17 protein-coding genes and 1 riboswitch are annotated in these 21,741 nt (G+C 37.5%); of the genes, 10 read left to right on the top strand and 7 right to left on the bottom strand.

Going from position 1 to position 21,741, the window contains the following annotated elements; genetic code table 11:
- Positions 1-237: 237 nt before the first annotated feature.
- A complete protein-coding gene (locus EUBHAL_RS04165) occupies positions 238-882 on the bottom strand; it encodes a hypothetical protein (protein ID WP_005345229.1) in 645 nt (214 codons plus the stop codon).
- A 375-nt stretch (positions 883-1,257) separates the two neighbouring features.
- On the opposite strand from EUBHAL_RS04165, the gene EUBHAL_RS04160 reads away from it, so the two are divergent.
- The gene (locus EUBHAL_RS04160) at positions 1,258-1,707 is read left to right on the top strand and encodes a hypothetical protein (RefSeq protein ID WP_005345228.1); all 450 of its coding nucleotides are present in this window, start codon (positions 1,258-1,260) and stop codon (positions 1,705-1,707) included.
- Between the two features lie 100 nt (positions 1,708-1,807).
- Positions 1,808-1,900: riboswitch (ZMP/ZTP riboswitch) on the top strand.
- A gap of 96 nt (positions 1,901-1,996) precedes the next feature.
- Positions 1,997-3,667 carry a formate--tetrahydrofolate ligase gene (locus EUBHAL_RS04155; RefSeq protein ID WP_005345224.1) on the top strand — a complete coding sequence of 557 codons (1,671 nt, stop codon included), beginning with the start codon at positions 1,997-1,999 and terminating at the stop codon, positions 3,665-3,667.
- 306 nt (positions 3,668-3,973) lie between these two features.
- On the opposite strand, the gene EUBHAL_RS04150 is transcribed toward EUBHAL_RS04155, so the two are convergent.
- From EUBHAL_RS04150 to EUBHAL_RS16695, 4 genes are all read right to left on the bottom strand, one after another.
- Positions 3,974-5,296: a DUF6273 domain-containing protein gene (locus tag EUBHAL_RS04150; RefSeq protein ID WP_005345222.1), complete on the bottom strand. Its 1,323-nt coding sequence runs from the start codon at positions 5,294-5,296 to the stop codon at positions 3,974-3,976.
- Between the two features lie 262 nt (positions 5,297-5,558).
- A complete protein-coding gene (locus tag EUBHAL_RS04145; RefSeq protein ID WP_005345221.1) occupies positions 5,559-6,482 on the bottom strand; it encodes a ribokinase in 924 nt (307 codons plus the stop codon).
- 171 nt (positions 6,483-6,653) lie between these two features.
- The gene (locus EUBHAL_RS04140; protein WP_044921897.1) at positions 6,654-7,967 is read right to left on the bottom strand and encodes an Ig-like domain-containing protein; all 1,314 of its coding nucleotides are present in this window, start codon (positions 7,965-7,967) and stop codon (positions 6,654-6,656) included.
- Between the two features lie 320 nt (positions 7,968-8,287).
- Entirely contained in the window at positions 8,288-8,401 is a 114-nt protein-coding gene (locus EUBHAL_RS16695) for a DUF6783 domain-containing protein (protein ID WP_308806078.1), read from the bottom strand.
- On the opposite strand from EUBHAL_RS16695, the gene EUBHAL_RS16690 reads away from it, so the two are divergent.
- From EUBHAL_RS16690 to EUBHAL_RS04120, 4 genes are all read left to right on the top strand, one after another.
- The gene (locus tag EUBHAL_RS16690) at positions 8,351-8,524 is read left to right on the top strand and encodes a DUF6783 domain-containing protein (RefSeq protein WP_334290882.1); all 174 of its coding nucleotides are present in this window, start codon (positions 8,351-8,353) and stop codon (positions 8,522-8,524) included. The two genes, EUBHAL_RS16695 and EUBHAL_RS16690, sit on opposite strands and share 51 nt — an antisense overlap.
- 144 nt (positions 8,525-8,668) lie before the next feature.
- A complete protein-coding gene (locus tag EUBHAL_RS04135) occupies positions 8,669-9,805 on the top strand; it encodes an aminotransferase class V-fold PLP-dependent enzyme (RefSeq protein WP_044921894.1) in 1,137 nt (378 codons plus the stop codon).
- A gap of 169 nt (positions 9,806-9,974) precedes the next feature.
- Complete coding sequence (locus tag EUBHAL_RS04130) at positions 9,975-10,688, top strand: hypothetical protein (RefSeq protein WP_005345207.1); 714 nt, start codon at positions 9,975-9,977, stop codon at positions 10,686-10,688.
- A 568-nt stretch (positions 10,689-11,256) separates the two neighbouring features.
- A complete protein-coding gene (locus tag EUBHAL_RS04120) occupies positions 11,257-11,883 on the top strand; it encodes a hypothetical protein (RefSeq protein ID WP_005345204.1) in 627 nt (208 codons plus the stop codon).
- Positions 11,884-12,087: 204 nt separating this feature from the next.
- Here EUBHAL_RS04120 and pckA read toward each other — a convergent pair whose 3' ends face one another.
- Together pckA and EUBHAL_RS04110 are read right to left on the bottom strand one after the other, a co-directional pair.
- Entirely contained in the window at positions 12,088-13,674 is a 1,587-nt protein-coding gene (gene pckA, locus EUBHAL_RS04115) for a phosphoenolpyruvate carboxykinase (ATP) (protein ID WP_005345202.1), read from the bottom strand.
- 259 nt (positions 13,675-13,933) lie between these two features.
- Positions 13,934-15,760: a DUF885 domain-containing protein gene (locus tag EUBHAL_RS04110; RefSeq protein ID WP_005345200.1), complete on the bottom strand. Its 1,827-nt coding sequence runs from the start codon at positions 15,758-15,760 to the stop codon at positions 13,934-13,936.
- A gap of 273 nt (positions 15,761-16,033) precedes the next feature.
- On the opposite strand from EUBHAL_RS04110, the gene metG reads away from it, so the two are divergent.
- The 4 genes from metG (at position 16,034) to EUBHAL_RS15210 (ending at position 21,706) form a co-directional block, all read left to right on the top strand.
- Positions 16,034-17,998, top strand: coding sequence for a methionine--tRNA ligase (metG, locus tag EUBHAL_RS04105; protein ID WP_005345198.1), 1,965 nt, complete (start codon positions 16,034-16,036; stop codon positions 17,996-17,998).
- A gap of 203 nt (positions 17,999-18,201) precedes the next feature.
- Positions 18,202-18,972: a TatD family hydrolase gene (locus EUBHAL_RS04100; RefSeq protein WP_005345196.1), complete on the top strand. Its 771-nt coding sequence runs from the start codon at positions 18,202-18,204 to the stop codon at positions 18,970-18,972.
- 302 nt (positions 18,973-19,274) lie between these two features.
- Positions 19,275-20,135, top strand: a complete 861-nt coding sequence (rsmA, locus tag EUBHAL_RS04095) for a 16S rRNA (adenine(1518)-N(6)/adenine(1519)-N(6))-dimethyltransferase RsmA (protein ID WP_081452257.1) — start codon at positions 19,275-19,277, stop codon at positions 20,133-20,135.
- 122 nt (positions 20,136-20,257) lie between these two features.
- Positions 20,258-21,706 carry a DUF6128 domain-containing protein gene (locus EUBHAL_RS15210; RefSeq protein WP_005345193.1) on the top strand — a complete coding sequence of 483 codons (1,449 nt, stop codon included), beginning with the start codon at positions 20,258-20,260 and terminating at the stop codon, positions 21,704-21,706.
- The last annotated feature ends 35 nt before the right edge of the window (positions 21,707-21,741 follow it).

Genomic DNA, 21,741 nt, shown 5'->3' with positions numbered 1-21,741 from the left:
ATTATAACAATTCTTTTTTCTTTATCATAGTTTTCTTACAATTTAGCAGGAAAGTTTATTTCAGCGGCTGTTTGTTTTTGATAGCAAAGTAGTATTTAAATCTCAGATAGGAATAAGGGGATTGCTCAGAAGACGTTTACTTTCACTGCTTTTTTCGTCTATACGAAATCTGCAAACACGCTTTAGATGAATTCCTATTTATCTTTGGAATGATTTGTGAATTTATCAGAACTTTAATTAATATTTCGCCCCTGTTACAACAAAGGATTTGTAATTTTTGGTAATATTTTTAATATTCTTCGTAGTAAGATTAAAAGCGTTTTTTAGAGAAATCTGTTTTAAAGGATATTTTTTCTCCATTTTTTTGTATTCTGCATAATATTTTTTCTTTGATACTTTTTTATTATTAATCTTATAAGAAGTTTTTGGATTTACGATGGCATCAAAACGTTTGAGTTTTGTTGATTTTCCAGTTTTACTAAGACGGTAAAATGTAGAAACAGCACCATATCCATTAATCCATGAAGAATTACATGCTACAGATTTTTTTGGAGAATAAATGAATTGACCAAAATCACTACCAGCATATTTTAAGTTTTTAAGTTTTCCATTGTTATAAGTATAAATTTCTCCGTAGACAGCATGTATAGATTCTTTTGATGTAATAACAAGCTCTGGAATAGAATCTTTGTCTAAATAAACTAAGGCAAATTTATATATTTTTGAATCAAGTTTTTTAAGCTTTTTCTGGTAAGCAGTCAGTGCTTTTGTACGTTTAGAAGCTGCGTTTACATTAGCTGCAGGTGCGAATAATGTAAAGAGCATACAGAGAGTTAATGTGGCAACAAGAATGCGTTGTTTGGATATTTTGATTTTTTCCATAGTGTAATTCCTTTCTTTGCTGTGACTTTTTATGCGTGAGAAAGTCAGTTTATATAGATACATTATTTGTTCTTAGTATACCTTATGAGGATAGAAAAGAACAGGAGAAGTTTAACAGATTTGTGGATAAATTTGTAAAAAATGTGCTGTGATAGATAAAAAATAATAGGATGTATTGGTGTATTATAAGAAATGTAATTAAGAACTGACGTCTTCTTTAAGCATAAAGTGAGGGGTGAATATAAAATGTTTAAGGAAAAATTCATTGTAGAAAGAACTTGCAGAAAGTTAGTGGAAGCGGTAGAATGAAAGCACAAGTAAAGTCTCGGAATAGAATGTTTAATTTGGAGATGTAAGACAAAGGGGGAAGTTTAAATGAAGAAAAAAGTTTTAACCAGACTGGCATTATTTTGCTGCCTGATTGTAGGATTGAGCGTATTTTCAGCTACACAGGTACAGGCACATAGAATATGGAGAAAGTATACAAAGCTTCCGAATGGAACATATACGATTGAGACTGATTATTATGAATATAAGTCATGGCAGAAAGATTCTGTAAAATTAAAACTGGGCAAATACTTTGTTTTAAGCTCAAGTGTACAGAAAAAGGGTAGCGGCCGGGTATACACATCAGATCCTCTAAAGTTAAAACTTAGTTCTAAATGTAAGTTTTATAGCATAGATGAGTGCACCTATGTTTATAAGAGAATAAGCAAGAAAAAGGCCAAAAGAATTTTAAAAAATATAAATGGGGCCTGTTACTATACATTAGATAAATTCCATGTTAAAAATAATAAAGTAGATAAAGTATATCTTCTTTGGTAAAGAATATTATATGAAAGACAGAACATTTTCAGGTTTTCAAATTAAAAAGTTGACTTTTACTTGTAAGTGTGTAAATATATAAACATAAATCTGCCAAAGCAGAAATTCCGGTTACTGACGGATATGTGAAGAAACACAATGTAGCCGGAGGGATGGAAACATCTTATTTTAGCCGACCGTCTGGGCAGCTTCTTTTGAAGTTGCCCTTTTTGTTTTTGTATTCTAAGAGTACAGAAGCAGAAGAGAAAGTGTATAAACTTTGATATACGCAAAGGAAAGGAAGAGGAATATGAAAACAGATATTCAGATTGCACAGGAATCGACAATGCTCCCAATTAAAGATGTAGCTGCCAATTATGGGATTACAGAGGATGATTTAGAGTTATACGGAAAGTATAAAGCAAAATTTTCTGATGAATTCATGAATAGCTTAGATGAGAAGCCAGATGGCAAACTTGTTTTAATGACAGCGATTAACCCGACTCCTGCCGGAGAAGGAAAGACAACAACAAGTATCGGTCTTGCACAGGCATTTGAAAAGTTAGGGAAGAAGTCTGTTCTTGCACTTCGTGAGCCTTCTCTTGGACCTTGTTTTGGAATTAAAGGTGGAGCTGCTGGTGGTGGATATTCTCAGGTTGTTCCTATGGAAGATTTGAACCTTCATTTTACAGGTGATTTCCACGCAATCACATCTGCCAATAACTTATTAGCTGCACTTCTGGATAATCATATTCAGCAGGGAAATGAACTTCGTATTGATACAAGACAGGTAATCTGGAAAAGATGTATGGATATGAACGACCGCGCGCTTCGTAACATTGTAATCGGTCTTGGAAGAAAAGTAGATGGATATGTAAGAGAAGATCATTTCGTAATTACAGTAGCAACTGAGATTATGGCTATTCTCTGCCTGGCAGAAGATATCAAGGATTTAAAAGCTCGTCTTGCTAAAATTATTGTAGCCTATGATGTAGATGGTAATCCTGTGACAGCAGGTCAGCTTAATGCAGTAGGTTCTATGGCTGCATTATTAAAAGATGCAATCAAACCAAACATGGTACAGACATTAGAGCATACAGGTGCAATTGTTCATGGTGGGCCATTTGCTAATATCGCTCACGGATGTAACAGTGTGCGTGCGACAAAGATGGCATTAAAGCTTTCTGACATTGCAATCACAGAAGCAGGTTTCGGTGCAGATCTCGGTGCAGAGAAGTTTATGGATATCAAGTGTCGTATGGCTGGATTAAAGCCAGATGCAGTTGTTTTAGTAGCAACAGTCCGTGCTTTAAAATATAACGGTGGTGTTCCAAAAACAGAACTTGTAGCAGAGAACCTGGACGCACTGAAAAAAGGTATCTGCAACCTTGAAAAACATATCGAAAATCTTCAGAAATTCGGTGTGCCTATTGTTGTAACTTTAAATGCATTTGAGACAGACACAGAAAAAGAACACGAATTCATCCGTCAGTTCTGTGAAGAAAGAGGATGTGAATTTGCTCTTTCTGAAGTATGGGCTAAAGGTGGAGAAGGCGGAATTGACCTTGCAAAGAAAGTACTGAAAACATTAGAAGAAAAAGAAAGCAACTTTAAAGTACTTTATCCAGACAATTTATCTTTAAAAGAAAAAGTAGAGACAATCGCAAAAGAAATCTACGGAGCAGATGGTGTAACATATGAACCAGCCGCAGAGAAAATGCTTGCAAAACTCACAGATTTAGGATTTGGTGCTCTGCCAGTATGTATGGCAAAAACACAGTATTCCCTCTCTGATGATCAGACAAAGTTAGGACGTCCAGAGGGATTTGATATCCATGTCCGTGATGCATTTGTAAATGCTGGAGCAGGATTTGTAGTAATCCTTACCGGAGCAGTCATGACAATGCCAGGATTACCAAAGAAACCGGCTGCATTTGGAATTGATGTAGATGATAATGGAAAGATAACTGGATTGTTCTAGAGCATTCATTTTTCAAACACACTCTAGAAGAATGAGTTGCCGCAGGCAAGGCCGACACCGCTACTGAAGCCTGTAATCGGATTGCCCTAATTAACAGCAAAAAGAAGAGGGGATTATAAGCTTGATTTTGTTCCGTTGCACTAAGTCACAAAATTCAAGTTTATAATCCCCTCTTCTTTTTGCTGTTAATTAGGGCAATCCGATAAAGAATATCTATAGCAACTGTTTATTTACCCCTCACAAATCAATTAAAAGATATTGGTATCGGCTCTCTTTGGAAGCGTCTTTTGCTACGCAACCCAGAATTTATTCTACAGTTACCCATATTGCAGGTTTTACAGTAATCTTTGTATTGGTTACTTCATAGCCGTACTCCATAACGGTTTTGTCTTTGTATACAAAACTCATAGAATTTGCAGCAGCACCTGGGGTACGGAGCCACCAACAGGACTTTGTTTTATGAATTCCCTTTTTATACTGTGCAACTTCATCGCAGCTTAATAAAAAGAGTTTATCAGTAGTGTCTTTTCCGGCTGGTGTATTATAAACAGGATTTGCTGTATTTTTTACAGTAGTGTCTAAAATAGCATTCTGTTCTGCCTTAAAAAAGTTGTCATTGAGGAAGCCACTGTTTAACCATTTACGAACGGAGGAAGATTCCCAAGTAACATTTTTCCCGGTCTCATCAAATGGAGTAGATCCTAAGGAATTATCTTTTAATAAGAGAACTTTGCCGTCCTGCTTATCAAGAACACGCCAGTCCATGTACGCAAAAGAAACTTTTTTGCCTATTGCGGTATTTTTGATATGTTCTTTCTCAAGAGTTACAAATTTAGCTTGACTGTCTTTATAATCTTCTTTTGCAATTGCCTTGTAATTGCGGTAAGCTGTATCTTCATCTCCGGCTTTCAAAGCTTTTTCAGCAGATTTATAACGGTATTCGATATATTTTTTAAACGCATCTTTGCTGTTAGTTCTATTATAAATATTTTGGTAATTTTGCCATGCTTTTTCATAGTTACCTGAACTGGAGTTTATGCTGGCAAGACACTGCTTGAAAGAAACAGTCCTTGTAAAAAATAAGGCTGCTAAAAGGCAGGCAATAAATGCACAGCTTACGAAAAAACTATGACGTTTTAACTGGGCAGCTTTTTCATCAGCGAGTTTAGCACAAAGTTCCATCTGTTCTTTTGAATCAGAGCATTTGATCGCTTCAGCGTAAACCTCTGGATCAGTCCACTTTTCAATAAGAGGATGCTTTTCTTCGTAATGATAAATACGGGAAAAGATAGTTTGTGCAGAATAATAATCGCTAGGTGTCTTTGCGTTATCACGAATATGGCAGGCTTCTTTATATAATTCAATCTTACCTGCGGCACGAGTGCCGAACTTTTTATTTCGAAGTTCCCTGAGGAGCGGTTGAACCTTTTTATAAGGTTTTGCCTTTTTTAAATACTGAATCGCACGATGATAATATTTATCCTGGTCTTCAAACTTATTCATATGTTCGGCAATATTAATATATCGGAGTGCCGTCTCATAATTTTGCTGAGCCAGTTCTTCTTCGGATAAATTCTCTGAGGTATCTTCTGTGGCGAGATTGATATCTATTTTTTCATCATTTCTCATGGAAAAGCTCTTCCTTTCTAAAAGTATAATCAGGTTATGTTAACATTTTTTTCGCAAAAATACAAGAGATTTGCGCTACTATTTAATTGATTAAGTGACAGACGCTCTAGAGCATTTTTCAAACACGCTCTAGAAGAGAAAGGATACCCTATATTTGTGACTCGGTTTGAATGCTCGCTTATGTGCTCGCATCCAAACCTTGCTCTGAGGTCACAAATATAGGGTATCCTTTCTCTTCTCTCTTTGAGAGCGTCTGTTTAAACTATGAACGAGCAGCAATAAACTCATCAATTGCCTCTTTTGTCGGCAGAGATGGCTGTGCGCCTAAATGCTGTACAGAAATAGCAGCAGCGGCACTTGCATATCTTGCGGAAGCAACGATATCCTTTGTTTCAGCGTACTGTTTTACTAAAACACCTGTAAAGCAGTCGCCAGCAGCAGTTGGGTCAACAGCTTCTACTTTAAATGTAGGAACCATCTGGCAGATGTCATCACCATAGATGAAAGAGCCTTTGTCTCCCATCTTTAATACAACGTATTTGCAATCGCTGCGTTCTTTTAAGATTTTACTTGCTGCGATACATGTCTCATCATCTTTAGGAAGAATTCCAACAAGAGCTTCTGTTTCTGTCTCGTTAGGAGAGAGGATAGTGAGGCCCTTGAATCTTTCTAATGGATAATCCTGTGCCGGACCTGCATCAAGACAAGTGATCATTCCTCTTTCATGAGCAAGTTCAAATGCATGTACGTTTGTTTCTAAAGGAATTTCCAGCTGCATCATTAATGCATCATATTCTTTTCCTTCAAAGGCAGCATCAACAGCTTCTGGAGTTGTGTCGTTGTTAGCTCCTGTATAAATAGCAAGACGGTTCATTCCGTCTTCTTCAAGCATGATAACTGCCATTCCGGTGTTGGCGCCTTCTTTTAATGTAAGATTGGATACATCAATTCCTATGTCAGTAAGCATGCCAAGAAGTGCTTCACCGTTGGAATCTTTACCGAGTGTACCACAAACAGAAACTTCTCCGCCAGCCTTGCAGGCTGCTACTGCGGAGTTACTTCCCTTACCGCCCCCAGCGTTAGAATAGCTAGTTCCAAGAAGACTTTCACTTGGATGTGGGATACGAGGCATCTGTAAAATCAGATCCATCATAATACTGCCAGTCATTAAAATTTTTGCTGCCATAATACTTCTTCTCCTTTTATTAAAAAATTGCTATGAGATTCTATACATTTCCATATTAATAAAACTATAGATGAAATGAGACATCCTCCCATAAATTGTTGAAAATGCCGAAAAATGCGGCGCTCCATAAAAATATTTTATAAACTATTTTCCAAAAAGTCAAGGAACGAATTAACTAATTTCGTATATTTTGATGTAACCGCCGTCGGAGCTTGCTCCGTTATAATACATACTTTCTGAAAAAGAAGTACAAGGGAACATATACTCCATAATATCAGATAGATCAACAATTTTTAAACGCTGTCCACCGTTATACCAGGAGCGGTCAACAGAATCGCATAAAAGCACCTTGCCGTTTGTCAGTACACCGAGTAACACCATAGTATGGTAGGAGTTTGTCCAACGCTTTGTTCTTTTACCAGTGCGGCTGTTTTTCTGACGTACTTCAAAAATAATAGAATTCCCTGTTTTTAAATGAGAGATAATATCGTGCTTAGCCTCAGAGTCGGTATAGGTTCTTACATAATTATTATCAACACCGGAAGACTTCAGTATAGAAGAAATTCCGTACAGAGAGAGGGGCATCTGTCCGCGGAGAGAGCGGTTTACATGCTCCCTTGTCCAGTCTTTGTTCGAAGTAAATTGTTTCTCTACACCATCAATAACAGAACTTGGCAAAATGCCGGAGTAATTATCGTTATAGGCTCCAAGAACCGTAGCAAGTGAGCAGGTAGCACATCCATGCCATGCAAGATAAGAATCGTAGCGAGGATAGTTGTGTGCATTTTGTTTGAAAAGCCGGTAAGTGCGCTGATTTCCAGTTGCGGTTAACATGGAAAAATCGGTTGCTTTCCCCGTATAGCTGTCAGTAATTACATTAACATAGGTGTGACAGGATACATTGCCCAGTGTGCAGGTAATGGTTGCGGAACCTTTCTTCAATGCGGTGACTTTTCCATTAGAATCTACACGGACGATATTTGGCTTATCACTTTTCCAGATAAGAAGTCCTTTATAACGGGTGGCAAGTGCCTGGCTCGAAGAAGAGAATTGAATGGTGTAAGAATCCTTTTTTTGCATAAAAAGGACAGGATCCGTTGTTGTCAGAGCATTGTCTGGCAAAATGAGGTTCTCTCTCTGAGTAGTGCTAAAAGATGGATTTTCAATATCGGCAACATTGATCTTTCTTTGATGAAATACTCCATGTACGCTATAAATAATTTCGGCACTTCCAACATCATTTGCATTCAAAACACCACCTGTAGTTACAGATGCAATATTAGGGTTAGAGCTAAAGTAGGCAGAAGCAGAATCACCGTGAAAAAAATAGAGATTCTTTGTATCCCCTACTGTCATGGAAATTAGCGGATCCGTGATAATCTCGCTCGCCTCTGGCTTTATAGTAAATGACTGCCATAAAAATAAACTGAAAAAAACAAACATAAAGAAATACTTATATGTTGTAGATGTATTCTTTGAAAACATGGAAAACCTCCTTGAATGTAGTATGTACTTTCGGAGTCTTTCTTGCACTTGCTTTTGTGGCTGATTTTCCGCCAGCCGCACCCAGATTTCATCAACGTACGCATCGTGTACGTCTCAAAAAATTGGGCATAACTGACAAAAAATCTTCTCACAAAATCAAGAACAAAAAGATTCCAAGAGTACATTAGTATATAAGTGTCGTGTAATAAATCTACGCTGTATTTACAATATTTTCTAATAGTGTGGATTGAGTATAGCATAATAAAAAACGAAAGTAAAATCTTTAGGAGCAAGATTAAGAATTATTTAAGAATTGAGTATCAATTGTCTTTAGAGCGTGTTTGAAAAATCATTCCAGCAATCTGCACACCCCAATTTACGGTATATTTTGCCTTCATTCGGTTGCCGTAGCCCGCTACGCCGCCCTCATTCAGGCGAAATCTCCCGCAAATTGTGATGTACATCTTGCAGAAAGCATTTTTCAAACACGCTCTAGACATGCTGTAGAAAAAATTCATGTAAAAATTAAGAAAATATATAGTGACAATAAATGTTGAGAAAAATAGCTGCAATATGGTAATATATTCAGACAGAAACTTATTTACAGAAGTCATTTACAGAAGAAAATTACAAAGCCACTATATGATTGGTGGTAAAATATGTGATTCACAATGAGATTTCCAGATGCAGGAGGGACAAAAGTGATATATTTTGATAATGCAGCAACAACATTACAGAAGCCCGAAACAGTAGCAAAAGCAGTAGCGGAAGCTATCAGTAATCTTGGTAATGCCGGAAGAGGAGCCTATGATGCCGCTTTACATAGTATGCGAATGGCTTATGAAACCAGAGAGATGATTAATGAATTTTTTAACGGAGATGGACCGGAACAGGTTGCATTTATGTCGAATGCCACAGAGGCACTAAATACGGCAATTGATGGGATGTTACAGCCTGGTGATCATGTGATTACAACGGCGATGGAACATAATTCTGTGTTACGTCCCTTATATTTAAAAGAACAGCAAGGTGTAGCGCTCACTATTCTTCCAGTCGGAGAAGACGGAACAATTTCAAGTGAGGCATTTGAGGAGGCGATTCGGCCAGATACAGAGGCTATCGTGTGCACACATGCTTCTAATGTAACTGGAACGGCGCTGAATCTGTACCGAATTGGCGAGGCCTGCAAGCGTCATGGGCTGCATTTTATTGTAGATGCATCACAGTCCGCAGGAATTCTCCCAATTGATATTAAGGCAATGAATATAGATGCGCTGTGTTTTACGGGACACAAAGGATTATTTGGCCCGCAGGGAACGGGCGGCCTGTGCCTTAAAAAAGGAGTGACTATTCGTCCCTTAAAATCAGGAGGAAGCGGAATCCATTCCTTTGATAAAGAACAGCCACATTCTATGCCGGAACTTTTAGAAGCTGGAACGATAAATGCACATGGAATAGCAGGATTAAAGGCAGGTTTAGAGTACATACAGCAGGAAGGTTTAGAAAGGTTATATACCAGAGAGGCTCTTTTAACAAAGACGTTTTATGAGGGAGTACGCCGTATTGACGGAGTAAAAGTTTATGGAAACTTTGATCAGGAAAAAAGAGCACCGCTTGTAGCCTTGAATATTCGTAACGAAGATGCCGGAAAAGTTAGTGAAATACTTTGGGAAGACTATGGAATTGCCACAAGAGCCGGGGCACATTGTGCCCCGCTCATGCACGAAACTCTTAGAACAACTGAACAGGGAGTGGTTCGTTTCAGCTTCTCAAGCTTTAATACTATGGAAGAAATCAAGACAGCGATAGAAGCAATCCGGGAGCTGGCAGCAGAATAACCGTATATTAAAAAAGACAAAATGACGATAAAAGTTTCAAAAAAGAACAAAATAATTAACAAAATGCATAAAAATGACAGGAATATAGATTGCAGTTTTGATATAATTATGCTATGCTAAATAAAGTGGAAACAAACCAAACACCACAGAAAAAAGGAGGAAATACAGTATGAAGAAAATTACAAGAATATTTGCATTAGCTCTGGCATTAGTGATGGCATTTGCACTTCAGGCACCGGTTAATGCGGCAGAGAAAGCAGCGGTGCCAGTAATGGACAGAGAAATGGAAGCTACGACGATGATGACAGATGTCACAAATCAGAACTTTGCACCATATTATAAATCAAACAAAGAGATTACTTATCAGGTAGCCGTTCCATCGGATGTTACAGGAGTACAGGTTATCTTATATAATTATAAAGGTAAGAAAGTTTCAACACAGAATGCACTTTCCGCATCTTATGGAACAGTGATTCGATATGTGAGGTTTAAAATAGCAAAAAATCAGACTTATACTGTTAAGGTTAGAACTTACTTATCAGTGAATGGAACGACAATTTATGGAAAGCTTTCAAAAGCAAGAGCATTTACTACATTGACGAATATAAAACTTAAGTATAAATATAATTACCGCACTGGTAAGAAAAACTACACAGTAGTAATGCCGAAAGCAAAGAATGCAAAGGGTATAAAGAATTTTACCGTATATATATCCAAAGATAGAAGTAAGGGTTATAAGAAAGTTAAGACGGCAAAGCCGGGTAAGAATGTGAAAATATCCAAATTTAAAGGGAAGGCAATCAAGACGAGGCAGATTTATTATATCAAGATTGTTCCTAATTTAAAATGTAAAGTAAAGAGCGATGTTATTTATCAGTATTAATTCGTATTGTAAATAAGGTTTAAAGAATCCCTCTGTCGTGAATAATTCTCATTTGCGATAGAGGGCTTTTTGTAGGTAATATATCAGATTACATATAGTTTGCACATAAATTTAAGCAGGAAGGAATAGCACAATGAACGAAAAAACAATGAACCTCGTCAACAAAATACTCTACTACATCGTAGCTCCCATACTCATATTGGAATTCATATTAACAGATTTGCAAATCATAACATTCACAAAAATATTATTCATTGCATCTGTTATTGTCCTCCTCATACTGTGTGCCATATCCTTTCTATATAAAAAGAAACATCCGGACTATGAGTTCAAGGCAAACGAAATGTATACAAGAATTCTTTTTGCCATCATATTGCTCGAATGTTTCTATTCGGCCGGATTCTTCAAATGGTAAAGAGATTGCATACAAAGCAAGATTAAACATATGAGATAAGCAGAAGGGTCATCATTAACAAAAGTGTTGTTTTTGTTGTTGAATAGGTATTATCATTATGATATTCTAATTATAACAAATAATTACCATATCACACAAAGGAGGACATATGATATGAAAAAAGTCACTAAAATTTTTGCGCTCGCATTAGCATTTGTAATAATATTTACCTTACAGATTCCGGCAAATGCTGCAACAAAGCAGGCAAGGACATCAAAGGGAGTTTATGGGTATATCGAAGAACTCACAGATGAGTATGTTAGTATTGAGTGCAAGGATACTCAGGATGAAGAATTTGAAGTACAGGTAAGAGATAATAAGGGAAAAGAAGTTTTTTCACAAAGAGAAATTGGATATTTCTTTGTTGAGCTTAGTAAGAATAAACTGTATTCTTTCAGAGTCAGAGGAATGAAGATAAACTATGATACAGATTCCTATGATCCATATACTCCATGGTCTAATTCTGTATATTTCTCAACAGCACAGTATAAGTTAAAACAGGTAGGAAAGACAAAGAAAGCAAAGATTACTACACCAAAGGTTGCAGGAATCAGTAAGTACACAGTCTATATGTCTCTTAAGAAAAACGGTGGATACAAAAAAGTAAAGACAGTAAAAGCTGGAAAGTCAATCACTGTATCCAAGTTTAAAGGAAAAGCATTAAAAGCGAAAAAGAATTACTATTTTAAATTTGTGCCGAATAAAGGAACAGAGACAGTAAAGTCATTACGTATTAAATAGTTGATTCTTTGCTGGCAGTAAAAGATATTAGCTATAAGTATGGGGTTGTAGGGCGATAGCGTAACAGCCCCAGAAGAAATAATTAAGGCACAGATGTGATGTCGGAGCAAGAGAAAATACCAAACAGGTATTTTCCTCGCAGCGATTATCTTCACATCTGTGCCTTAATTATTTCTTCTGGGGTGTCTGTTAGCCTAAGAATTATTAATCAGCCTTTGGTCCTGCCTCAGCAATATTCTTAGGCATATTAGGATATTTCTTAGTAAAGTTATCCTGGAACATCTTAGCAAGCTTCTTAGCCTGTGCATCGTAAGCAGCTTTATCTTCCCATGTGTCACGAGGGTTCATGATTTCAGAAGGTACGTTAGGACATGTCTGAGGAATGTCTACGTTAAATACTTCATCATGTTTGTACTCTACGTCATCAAATGTTCCGTTTAATGCTGCAGTTACCATTGCACGAGTGTATTTTAACTTCATACGGTTGCCTACTCCGTAAGGGCCACCTGTCCATCCTGTGTTAACAAGATATACTTTAGTGTTGTATTTTTCAATTCTTTCTCCGAGCATGTTAGCGTATACGGATGGATCCATTGGCATGAATGGTTCACCGAATAATGTGGAGAATGTTGGCTGTGGTTCTGTGATTCCACGTTCTGTACCAGCAAGTTTGGATGTGAATCCTGTTACGAAGTGGTACATAGCTGCGTTCTCATCTAATCTGGAGATTGGAGGAAGTACACCGAATGCATCAGCAGTTAAGAAGATAACTACTTTAGGGATTCCGCCAACACCAGGAATCTGTGCGTTGGAAATATAATCAACTGGGTATCCTACACGAGTATTCTCTGTAAGAGATCCATCATCAAAGTCAAATTCGCGAGTTTCGTCATCCATGATAACGTTCTCTACAAGGCTTCCGAACTTGATAGCGTTGTAGATTTCCGGTTCGTTCTCTGCGCTTAAGTTAATACATTTAGCGTAGCATCCGCCTTCGAAGTTGAAGATACCTCTGTCAGACCAGCCGTGTTCGTCATCACCGATTAATTTACGGTTAGGGTCTGCAGAAAGAGTAGTCTTACCTGTTCCAGATAAACCGAAGAATACAGCTGTCTCATGAGTTTCTGGATCCATGTTAGCGGAGCAGTGCATTGGAAGTACACCTTCTTTTGGCATTAAGAAGTTCATTACAGAGAATACAGACTTCTTAATCTCTCCTGAGTACTGGGAACCACAGATAACTACCTGTTTCTGTTCGTAGTCAACGATGATAGCTGCTTCAGAATGAGTTCCGTCGATTTCTGGAATACATTTGAATCCAGGTGCAACGAAGATAGTGAAATCAGCTTCGCCATAGTTCTCTAATTCTTCTGCTGTAGGACGAATTAAGAGTTCATGAATGAAAAGGTTCTGGCTTGCTAATTCGTTAATGATACGGAACTTTCTTGTGCAGACAGGATCAGCACCAGCCATACCATCAAAGATGAAGATTTCTCTGTTCTGAAGGTAAGCGATTACTTTAGAACGAATTGCATTGAACTTCTCCTGAGTGATAGGAACGTTAACGCTTCCCCATGCAATGTCATCATGAACAGAAGGAGTATCAACGATAAATTTATCTTTAGGAGAACGTCCTGTATATTTACCTGTAGTTACAACGAGTGCACCAGTGTTAGAAAGCTTGCCCTCGCCTCTTCTTAAAGCTGCCTCTGTTAACTGTGCAGGTGTTAAATTGCGGTAAACTGCTTTAGGATTCACAATCCCAAGTTTTTCGATACCATATGTTTCCATAGTATTACCTCCTAAGTTGTATTTAAATTAAACTGTTGTACTTTTTATCGCGTACGTTGTCTATTGTACACTTTTTGTGTCGATTTTCCAATGAAAAAAGAATAAAAATCCCCAATAATGAAATTCTATTATTTTTTCAAACACGCTCTAGTATAACAATGCAGGATTGAAATGTCAATTATTCAAAACAAATAAAATGACCAATTATGAGTAAAAATATTTAAAATATTTAAAAAACGCGTGTATACAAGCAATATTTTTAAGGGACCTTGCTGAGAATTTCTGTTTCCTTTTCTATTTCCTGCCTTAAAATTGCAAAATTGCAAGAACCAACATTCAGAACTGCTTCATGAAAATCAGAAATTTTAAATGATTTTCCAAGAGAGGCAGCCATCTCCTTTTCTAATTTGTTTAATTCATAATATCCAATACTGTAAGAAAGATAAGTAGCCGGATTTTCAATAACGTATTGGTAAAGTTGTTTTGTAGCGGATTTATCAATTCCGTAAGTCTTTAAATAATCGGCCAGTGCATTTTCATCATAATTTTTATAATTTACATATAAATCGCTCAGAGAGGACAGGGAGAGTGAGAGCAGGTCATTATCCCGATATAGCTGGCGGAGCTGTGCCTGTGTTTTTTCATCGACATCTTTAAATTCTGTAAAATTATAGCTGTATAACTGGGCATAAGTCCCCCATCCTTCGTCATATCCGTCACAGTGAAGAAATGTACGGAGAGGGGAAGGATTCGTACTTAAAAAATAATTCGTCTGGTATAAATGTCCCGGATAGCCTTCATGGGCAAGTGTGGAAAACATTTCGTTGGACTCCACACGGTTGTTATTGATGTAAATAATATTTGCATTTTTACTGTCAATTGGAGGTACAAGATAAAATGCACAGGCGGAAGTGCCGGAAAGAGCGTTAGGAACATTTTTTAATTCATAAGAAATGTTCTTTATTTCCGGGAAATCCACAAGAGAATCGTCTTTTAACTGCTCCATGATTTCCTTTGGTTTTGAAAGTGTCGGAACCGCACTGAGATATTCTGTATACAGGTCTTTATTTTGTGTTGTCAGGGAAGAAATATCTTTTATCGTATCTTTTAACTGTGTTTCCAAAGCTGTGATACATTCTTCCGGGGACATGTCTGTTCCGACATCGGACTGGAGAAGAAAACGATAGTAGTCCTGGCCATTTTCATATTCGCAGAGTCTCTCTTTTGTGCTGTTATCAGATGTAGTATGTTTGCTGCCTGTAGAGACCTGTAAAGCAGTTTTTAAATGCTCATATGCGGGAAATACTTTATTTGTAATGAGTAATCGGTTATTTGCGGTGTAGCTTGCTTTCTGATCTTCACTTAAAGTATCAAGGGAATCCAGACGTTCCTCAAAACTTTCAACGAGAAGATTATTTTCTTCGCTTGCATTTAAAAATTGGTTAATCTGGTCGATAGTATCAGAGATTACAAAATCAGGGCTTACAATATCTGCGTTACGGCGCTCTTCCTCAAAATCAAGAACCTGCGTAAAAAGTTCTGGAATTTGATTTACAAGTGATAAATAATCTTTAATATCTTTTTCGTTGTCAAAACGATATTCGGAAAGAGTTACAGGAATATCCGAAGGTAATCCATCTGCACCGAAAGGAGAAGAATAAAGAATATATTTTTCACTCATAATAGTTTCATTTAGATAATCCTGAAAAATCTGCCAGGTAAGTTTCTGTTCTTTTGTCAGGCTGCTTGTTGGAAAAGTATAAAGTTCTTGAAGAAGTTGTTTTGAACGTTTGCAGTTTTTCTTTGCCGTATTCGAAGAAAGCTCTCCATAAGTGGGAGAGGGTTCCTTTTTAATACCGTAAGAAGACGGATCAGAGAGTTTAAAATGCAAAGTAATTGTGTTTTCGGTAGCGAATTCTTTAAAGCAGGAATCAAGAAACTGGTCAAATTTTTTCTGCTTTGAAGAATTATGTGCACTGGATTGTCCACAACCTGCTAAACTGACTCCGCAAATAAGGATAAGAAGTAGAAAAAACAAGTGGGTAAATAGTGCTTTAGACAATGGTCTGCGATGATTTTTCTTCATAGTCGGCCTCCTTTGATAGCATTTTTATATCGGAAGATAAAAAGTATTTGGTATTATACTATGAATTATACAGGAAAACTATTAGTTTTTCAGAAAAATAACCATAGACGAATATTCGGATTTATTCTATAATAATATGTACGCGCAAAATTACCCTGTAAATACAATTGCTGTATAAATCAGGGATAAAAGATTCTAAGGGTACATTAAGGAAAGTTGACGAACAGATAACAGACCTAATGACACAGGTTGCATAGGAGGTATAATAGATAAATGAGTAAGAAACCATATTACATTACAACTGCAATTGCTTACACATCCGGCAAACCTCATATTGGTAACACATATGAGATTGTTTTAGCAGATGCAATTGCAAGATTTAAGAGAAAAGAAGGCTATGATGTACGTTTCCAGACAGGAACAGATGAACATGGTCAGAAAATCGAGTTAAAGGCAGCAGAAGCTGGAATTTCTCCAAAGGAATTTGTTGATAACACAGCAGGAGAAATCAAGAGAATCTGGGATTTAATGAACACATCTTACGATAAGTTTATCCGTACAACAGATGAGGATCACGAAAAACAGGTTCAGAAGATCTTTAAGAAGCTTTACGATAAGGGTGACATTTACAAGGGACATTATGAAGGAATGTACTGTACACCATGTGAATCTTTCTTCACAGAATCTCAGTTAGTAGATGGCAAGTGTCCAGACTGTGGCCGTCCATGCCAGCCTGCAAAGGAAGAGGCTTATTTCTTCCGTATGAGCAAATACGCTGACCGTCTGATTCAGTATATTAATGATAACCCTGATTTTATTCAGCCAGAATCCCGTAAGAACGAGATGATGAACAACTTCCTTTTACCAGGACTTCAGGACTTATGTGTATCCCGTACTTCTTTCTCATGGGGTATTCCTGTAGACTTTGATCCAAAGCACGTTGTTTATGTATGGCTTGATGCATTAACAAACTATATCACAGGCCTTGGATATGACTGCGATGGTGAAAGTGGAGAATTATTTAAGAAATACTGGCCAGCAGACTTACATCTGATCGGTAAAGATATTATACGTTTCCATACAATTTACTGGCCAATCTTTTTAATGGCATTAGATCTTCCACTTCCAAAACAGGTATTTGGACATCCTTGGTTATTACAGGGTGACGGCAAGATGAGTAAATCCAAAGGTAATGTAATTTACGCAGATGACCTCGTAGATTTATTCGGTGTAGATGCTGTTCGTTACTTTGTACTTCACGAGATGCCATTTGAGAACGATGGTGTAATCACATGGGATCTCTTAGTAGAACGTATGAATTCTGACCTTGCCAATACACTTGGAAACCTTGTAAACCGTACAATTTCCATGTCTAATAAATACTTTGGCGGAGTTGTAGCTAACAGTGGAGTGACAGATGGATTTGATAAGAATCTTATGGACGTAGCATTAGATACAAAGCATAAAGTAATAAAATGTATGTCTAAGCTCAGAGTTGCAGATGCTATGACAGAAATCTTTAACTTATTTAAACGTTGTAACAAGTACATTGATGAGACAATGCCATGGGCTTTAGCAAAAGATCCTGCAAAACAGGACAGACTTGCTACAGTTCTTTACAATTTAGTAGAAAGCATTACAATCGGTGCTTCTTTACTTTCTCCATTTATGCCAGAAACGGCAGAAAGAATTTTTGCACAGCTTAATTCTTCCGAAAGAACTATGGACGAACTTGAAATGTTCGGTCTTTACGAATCTGGAAAGAAAGTAACAGACAAGCCAGAAATCCTTTTTGCAAGACTTGATGCAAAAGAAGTACAGGCAAAAGTAGACGAGATGAATGCTTCAAGACAGGCTCCAGCTGAAGAAGAGAAAAAAGATGACGAACCAGTAATCGACATCGAACCAAAAGAAGAAATCACATTTGATGATTTCGAAAAAATGCAGTTCCAGGTTGGTGAAATCATTGCCTGCGAAGAAGTAAAGAAGTCTAAAAAGCTTCTCTGCTCCCAGGTTAAGATTGGCAGCCAGGTAAAACAGATTGTTTCCGGTATTAAGAAACATTATAGCGCAGAAGAAATGGTTGGTAAGAAGGTTATGGTTCTTGTAAACTTAAAACCTGCGAAATTAGCCGGTGTACTTTCTGAAGGTATGCTCTTATGCGCAGAGGACGAAAATGGGGAATTATCCCTGATGGTACCAGAGAAGAAGATGCCAGCAGGCGCAGAGATTTGTTAATTAAATTCTGAGTTGCCGCAGGCAGGGGAGACGCTCCCGAAGAGAGGCAATACCCTATATTTGTGACTTTCGTCGCTGCAGGTTGAATGTTCGCTTAAACGCTCGCATCCAACCCTTGGTCTAAGGTCACAGCTATAGGGTATCTTCTCTCTTCGGGAGCGTCTATTTTCCCTGTGGCAAACCAGGGATTAAAGAGGTATACTATGATTTTTGATACACATTCTCATTATAATGATAAACAGTTTGATGCAGATAGAGCGGTCGTTCTCGAATCGCTAAAAGATGCTGGCGTGACACAGGTTGTCAATGTCAGTGCAAGCTGGAAAGACCTGATGGATACCTTAGAACTTATTTCGAAAGTACCTTTTATGTACGGTGCAGCCGGAATTCATCCAGACCATGTTGGTGAACTTAATGAGGAACGGATGGAGCAGCTTCGGGAATATTGTCACAGGGATAAAATCGTGGCAGTCGGAGAGATTGGTCTTGATTATCACTGGAATGTAGAGCCAAAAGAAGTACAGCAGGAGTGGCTTATCAGACAGCTTCATCTTGCAACAGAGGAAAAACTTCCTGTAATTATACATAGCAGAGACGCATCGCAGGATACATTTGACATTATGAAAAAGGAACACGCCGGAACGACAGGCGGTGTAATTCATTGCTTTTCCGGTTCTGCTGAAATGGCAAAAGAATATGTAAAAATGGGTTATTACATTGGTGTAGGAGGTGTCGTTACCTTTAAAAATTCCCGTGTGCTGAAGGAAGTTGTAAAGGCAATTCCATTAGAGTGTATTGTAGTAGAAACCGACTGCCCTTACCTTGCACCAGCACCACACAGAGGAAAGCGAAATAGCTCTGCATATCTGCCGCTGGTGATTGAAGAAATCGCAAGACTTAAGGAAATTACAGCGGAAGAAGTAGAAAATGTAACCTATGAAAATGCTCAGAGATTGTATGGGTTAATTCATTAGGAGAACAGAAGGACAGACGAACTCTGGAAGAGAAAGAATCCATATCTGTGACTTTCGTCGCGGCGTGTTGAATGTTCGCTTAGCCGCTCGCATCCAACACTTGCTCCCAGGCCACAGATATGGATTCTTTCTCTTTTACATATTGTCCCTTTCTTGATTTCGTCTCTTGAATGAGATATCCATTTCATGTATTATTATCTTATTATAGAGAAACTAAGTAAAAATTTAAGGGGAAGACTTCAACATTGATTCCCCAAATATAAAATTGCTTTCAAAATCTTATGACAGCCCAAGGAGGTCTTATGGCGAATTTAGGAAACCCGCAGGAAACGATTGCAGTTTTACAGCGGTATGGATTTAATTTTCAGAAAAAATATGGACAGAACTTTTTGATTGATACGCATGTACTCGATAAAATTATTGGTGCAGCAGAGATTGGAAAGGATGATTTTGTTTTAGAAATCGGACCGGGAATTGGAACGATGACGCAGTATCTTGCGGAGGCGGCAAGGGAAGTTGTTGCGGTAGAGATTGATACAAAGCTGATTCCAATTCTGGAGGATACTTTAAAGGAATATGATAACGTTACAGTATTGAACGAAGATATTTTAAAGGTAGATATTCGCAAGATTGCAGAAGAAAAGAATGGTGGAAAACCAATTAAAGTCGTTGCGAACCTGCCTTACTATATTACAACACCAATTATTATGGGGTTATTTGAGAGTGAAGTACCACTGGACTCTATTACAGTTATGGTGCAGAAAGAAGTCGCTGACCGTATGCAGGTAGGCCCGGGAACAAAGGATTATGGTGCTCTTTCTTTAGCAGTACAGTATTATGCAGAACCATATATCGTGGCAAATGTACCGCCAAACTGCTTTATTCCAAGACCTGCGGTTGGTTCTGCAGTTATCCGTTTAACTCGTTATCAGGAAAAACCAGTTAAGGTAAATGATTCCGCATTTATGTTTAAGATTATTCGTGCTTCTTTTAATCAGAGAAGAAAAACGCTGCAGAACGGACTTTATAATTCAAGCGAACTTCGTATTCCAAAGGAAAAGACAGTAGCGGCGCTTGAAGAGATGGGACTTACTCCGACAATTCGTGGAGAAAAGCTTTCTTTAGAGGAGTTTGCAAAGTTATCGGATATTCTTGGAAGATAAGAGCGTGTTTGAAAAATTATTCCTGCAATCTGCACGTCCCAATTTGCGGTATATTTTTACAGGATATTTGGTGGCATAAAAGTCATTCTGTAGAATACATTAGTGAAAAAAGGAGTATCATCATGGCAGATTATCAAAGGATACTTTCTTATTTGTATCGTTATGAAAAGGCAGAGAAAAAGGAATGCTTCGGGTTTGTTAAGGCAGAACAAAAGTCAGGCAGCCTTAAACTGACGATTCAGATAGACGATGAGCGTTTATTGCAGGGAATGGAGCTTAAATTATGTTTTTATGAGCGGCAGGGAGAAAGCTGGCAAGTCTGGCAGTTAGACACACTCATTACGCAAGAACATAAGGAAGAAATACATTTGACCTACCCTGCAGCTATGCTTCCGGCTGGTTTTCGGATAAAAGGACAGTCGGGAGTATTACTTTATTATCAGGATGCTTTTTATTACGGAAGTGTATGGATTGGAGAGGAAATTCCGACAGAAACTTTGGAGCCTCTTCGGTGGCATAAGATTGTGAATTCTGCAAAAGATAAATCTCAAATGCAGGAAAATAAATCTGGAAAAGATATTGCTGGTAAAATATCAGAAAAACAGACAGAGACAGAAAAGATTCTTCCAGATAAGATGTCAGAAAAACAAAAAGTATCAACAAGAAATATTACTGATGAAATGTTACAGGAGCAACAAGAATTAGAGGAAAATATTTTAGAAAAAAAAGGTCAGATAAACACAGAGAGTTTTGAGGAAAAGGATTTTCAAAAGAGAGCTGAGAATAAGATAGAGAACATAAAATCAGAGGAAAACTTGCCTGATTCAGAAAATGATATAGCACATAGCAATAATACAAATATAGAAGAAAGTGTTAAAATAAAAGAATTTTCAGAAGATGGTATTGAATCAAAAAATAAATCTGAACTAGAACTAAAATCAGAGTTAAAGACAGATTCTGAAATAGAATCAAAATCAGAGTTGAAGACAGATTCTGAAATAGAATCAAAATCAGAGTTAAAGACTGATGCTGAAATGGAATCAAAATCAGAGTTGAAGACAGATTCTGAAATAGAATCAAAATCAGAGTTAAAGACTGATGCTGAAATGGAATCAAAATCAGAGTTGAAGATTGACTCCGAAATAGAACCCCAAATAAAAATAGAAGCAGAAACTGAGCCAGAAGCCACTTCTGTTGTTGATAATTTTGAAAAAATGTGGATAAATGCAATGAAAAAGAACCCTTCTGTGGACAATATTTTTAATACCGCTTTTTATGAAGGATGCAGGATTTCAACCGCGGATTTGGCACAGTTTGGGGAAGAAGCCAGCGTACTTAAAAGCAATCAGTTCCTTTTGAAAGGATATGGGAGATATCATCATATTCTGGCAGGAAAAGTAAGGTACGCAGGAGAAGAACGCTACTGTATCGGTGTGCCGGGAATTTATGAGAATCGGGAAAAATATATGGCAGAAATTTATCAGTTTCCAGTATTTTTATCACTTACAGAGAATCGTATGAAAACTGGAAGTTTTGGATACTGGTTGTATCTGCTGAGAGACGGAATATAAATCGACAGTTTGGCAGATTATTGCAAATGTATTTT

Origin of the sequence: Anaerobutyricum hallii DSM 3353, assembly GCF_000173975.1 — a bacterium.
GTDB lineage: Bacteria > Bacillota > Clostridia > Lachnospirales > Lachnospiraceae > Anaerobutyricum > Anaerobutyricum hallii.
This window is presented reverse-complemented; position numbering and strand designations above follow the sequence as displayed.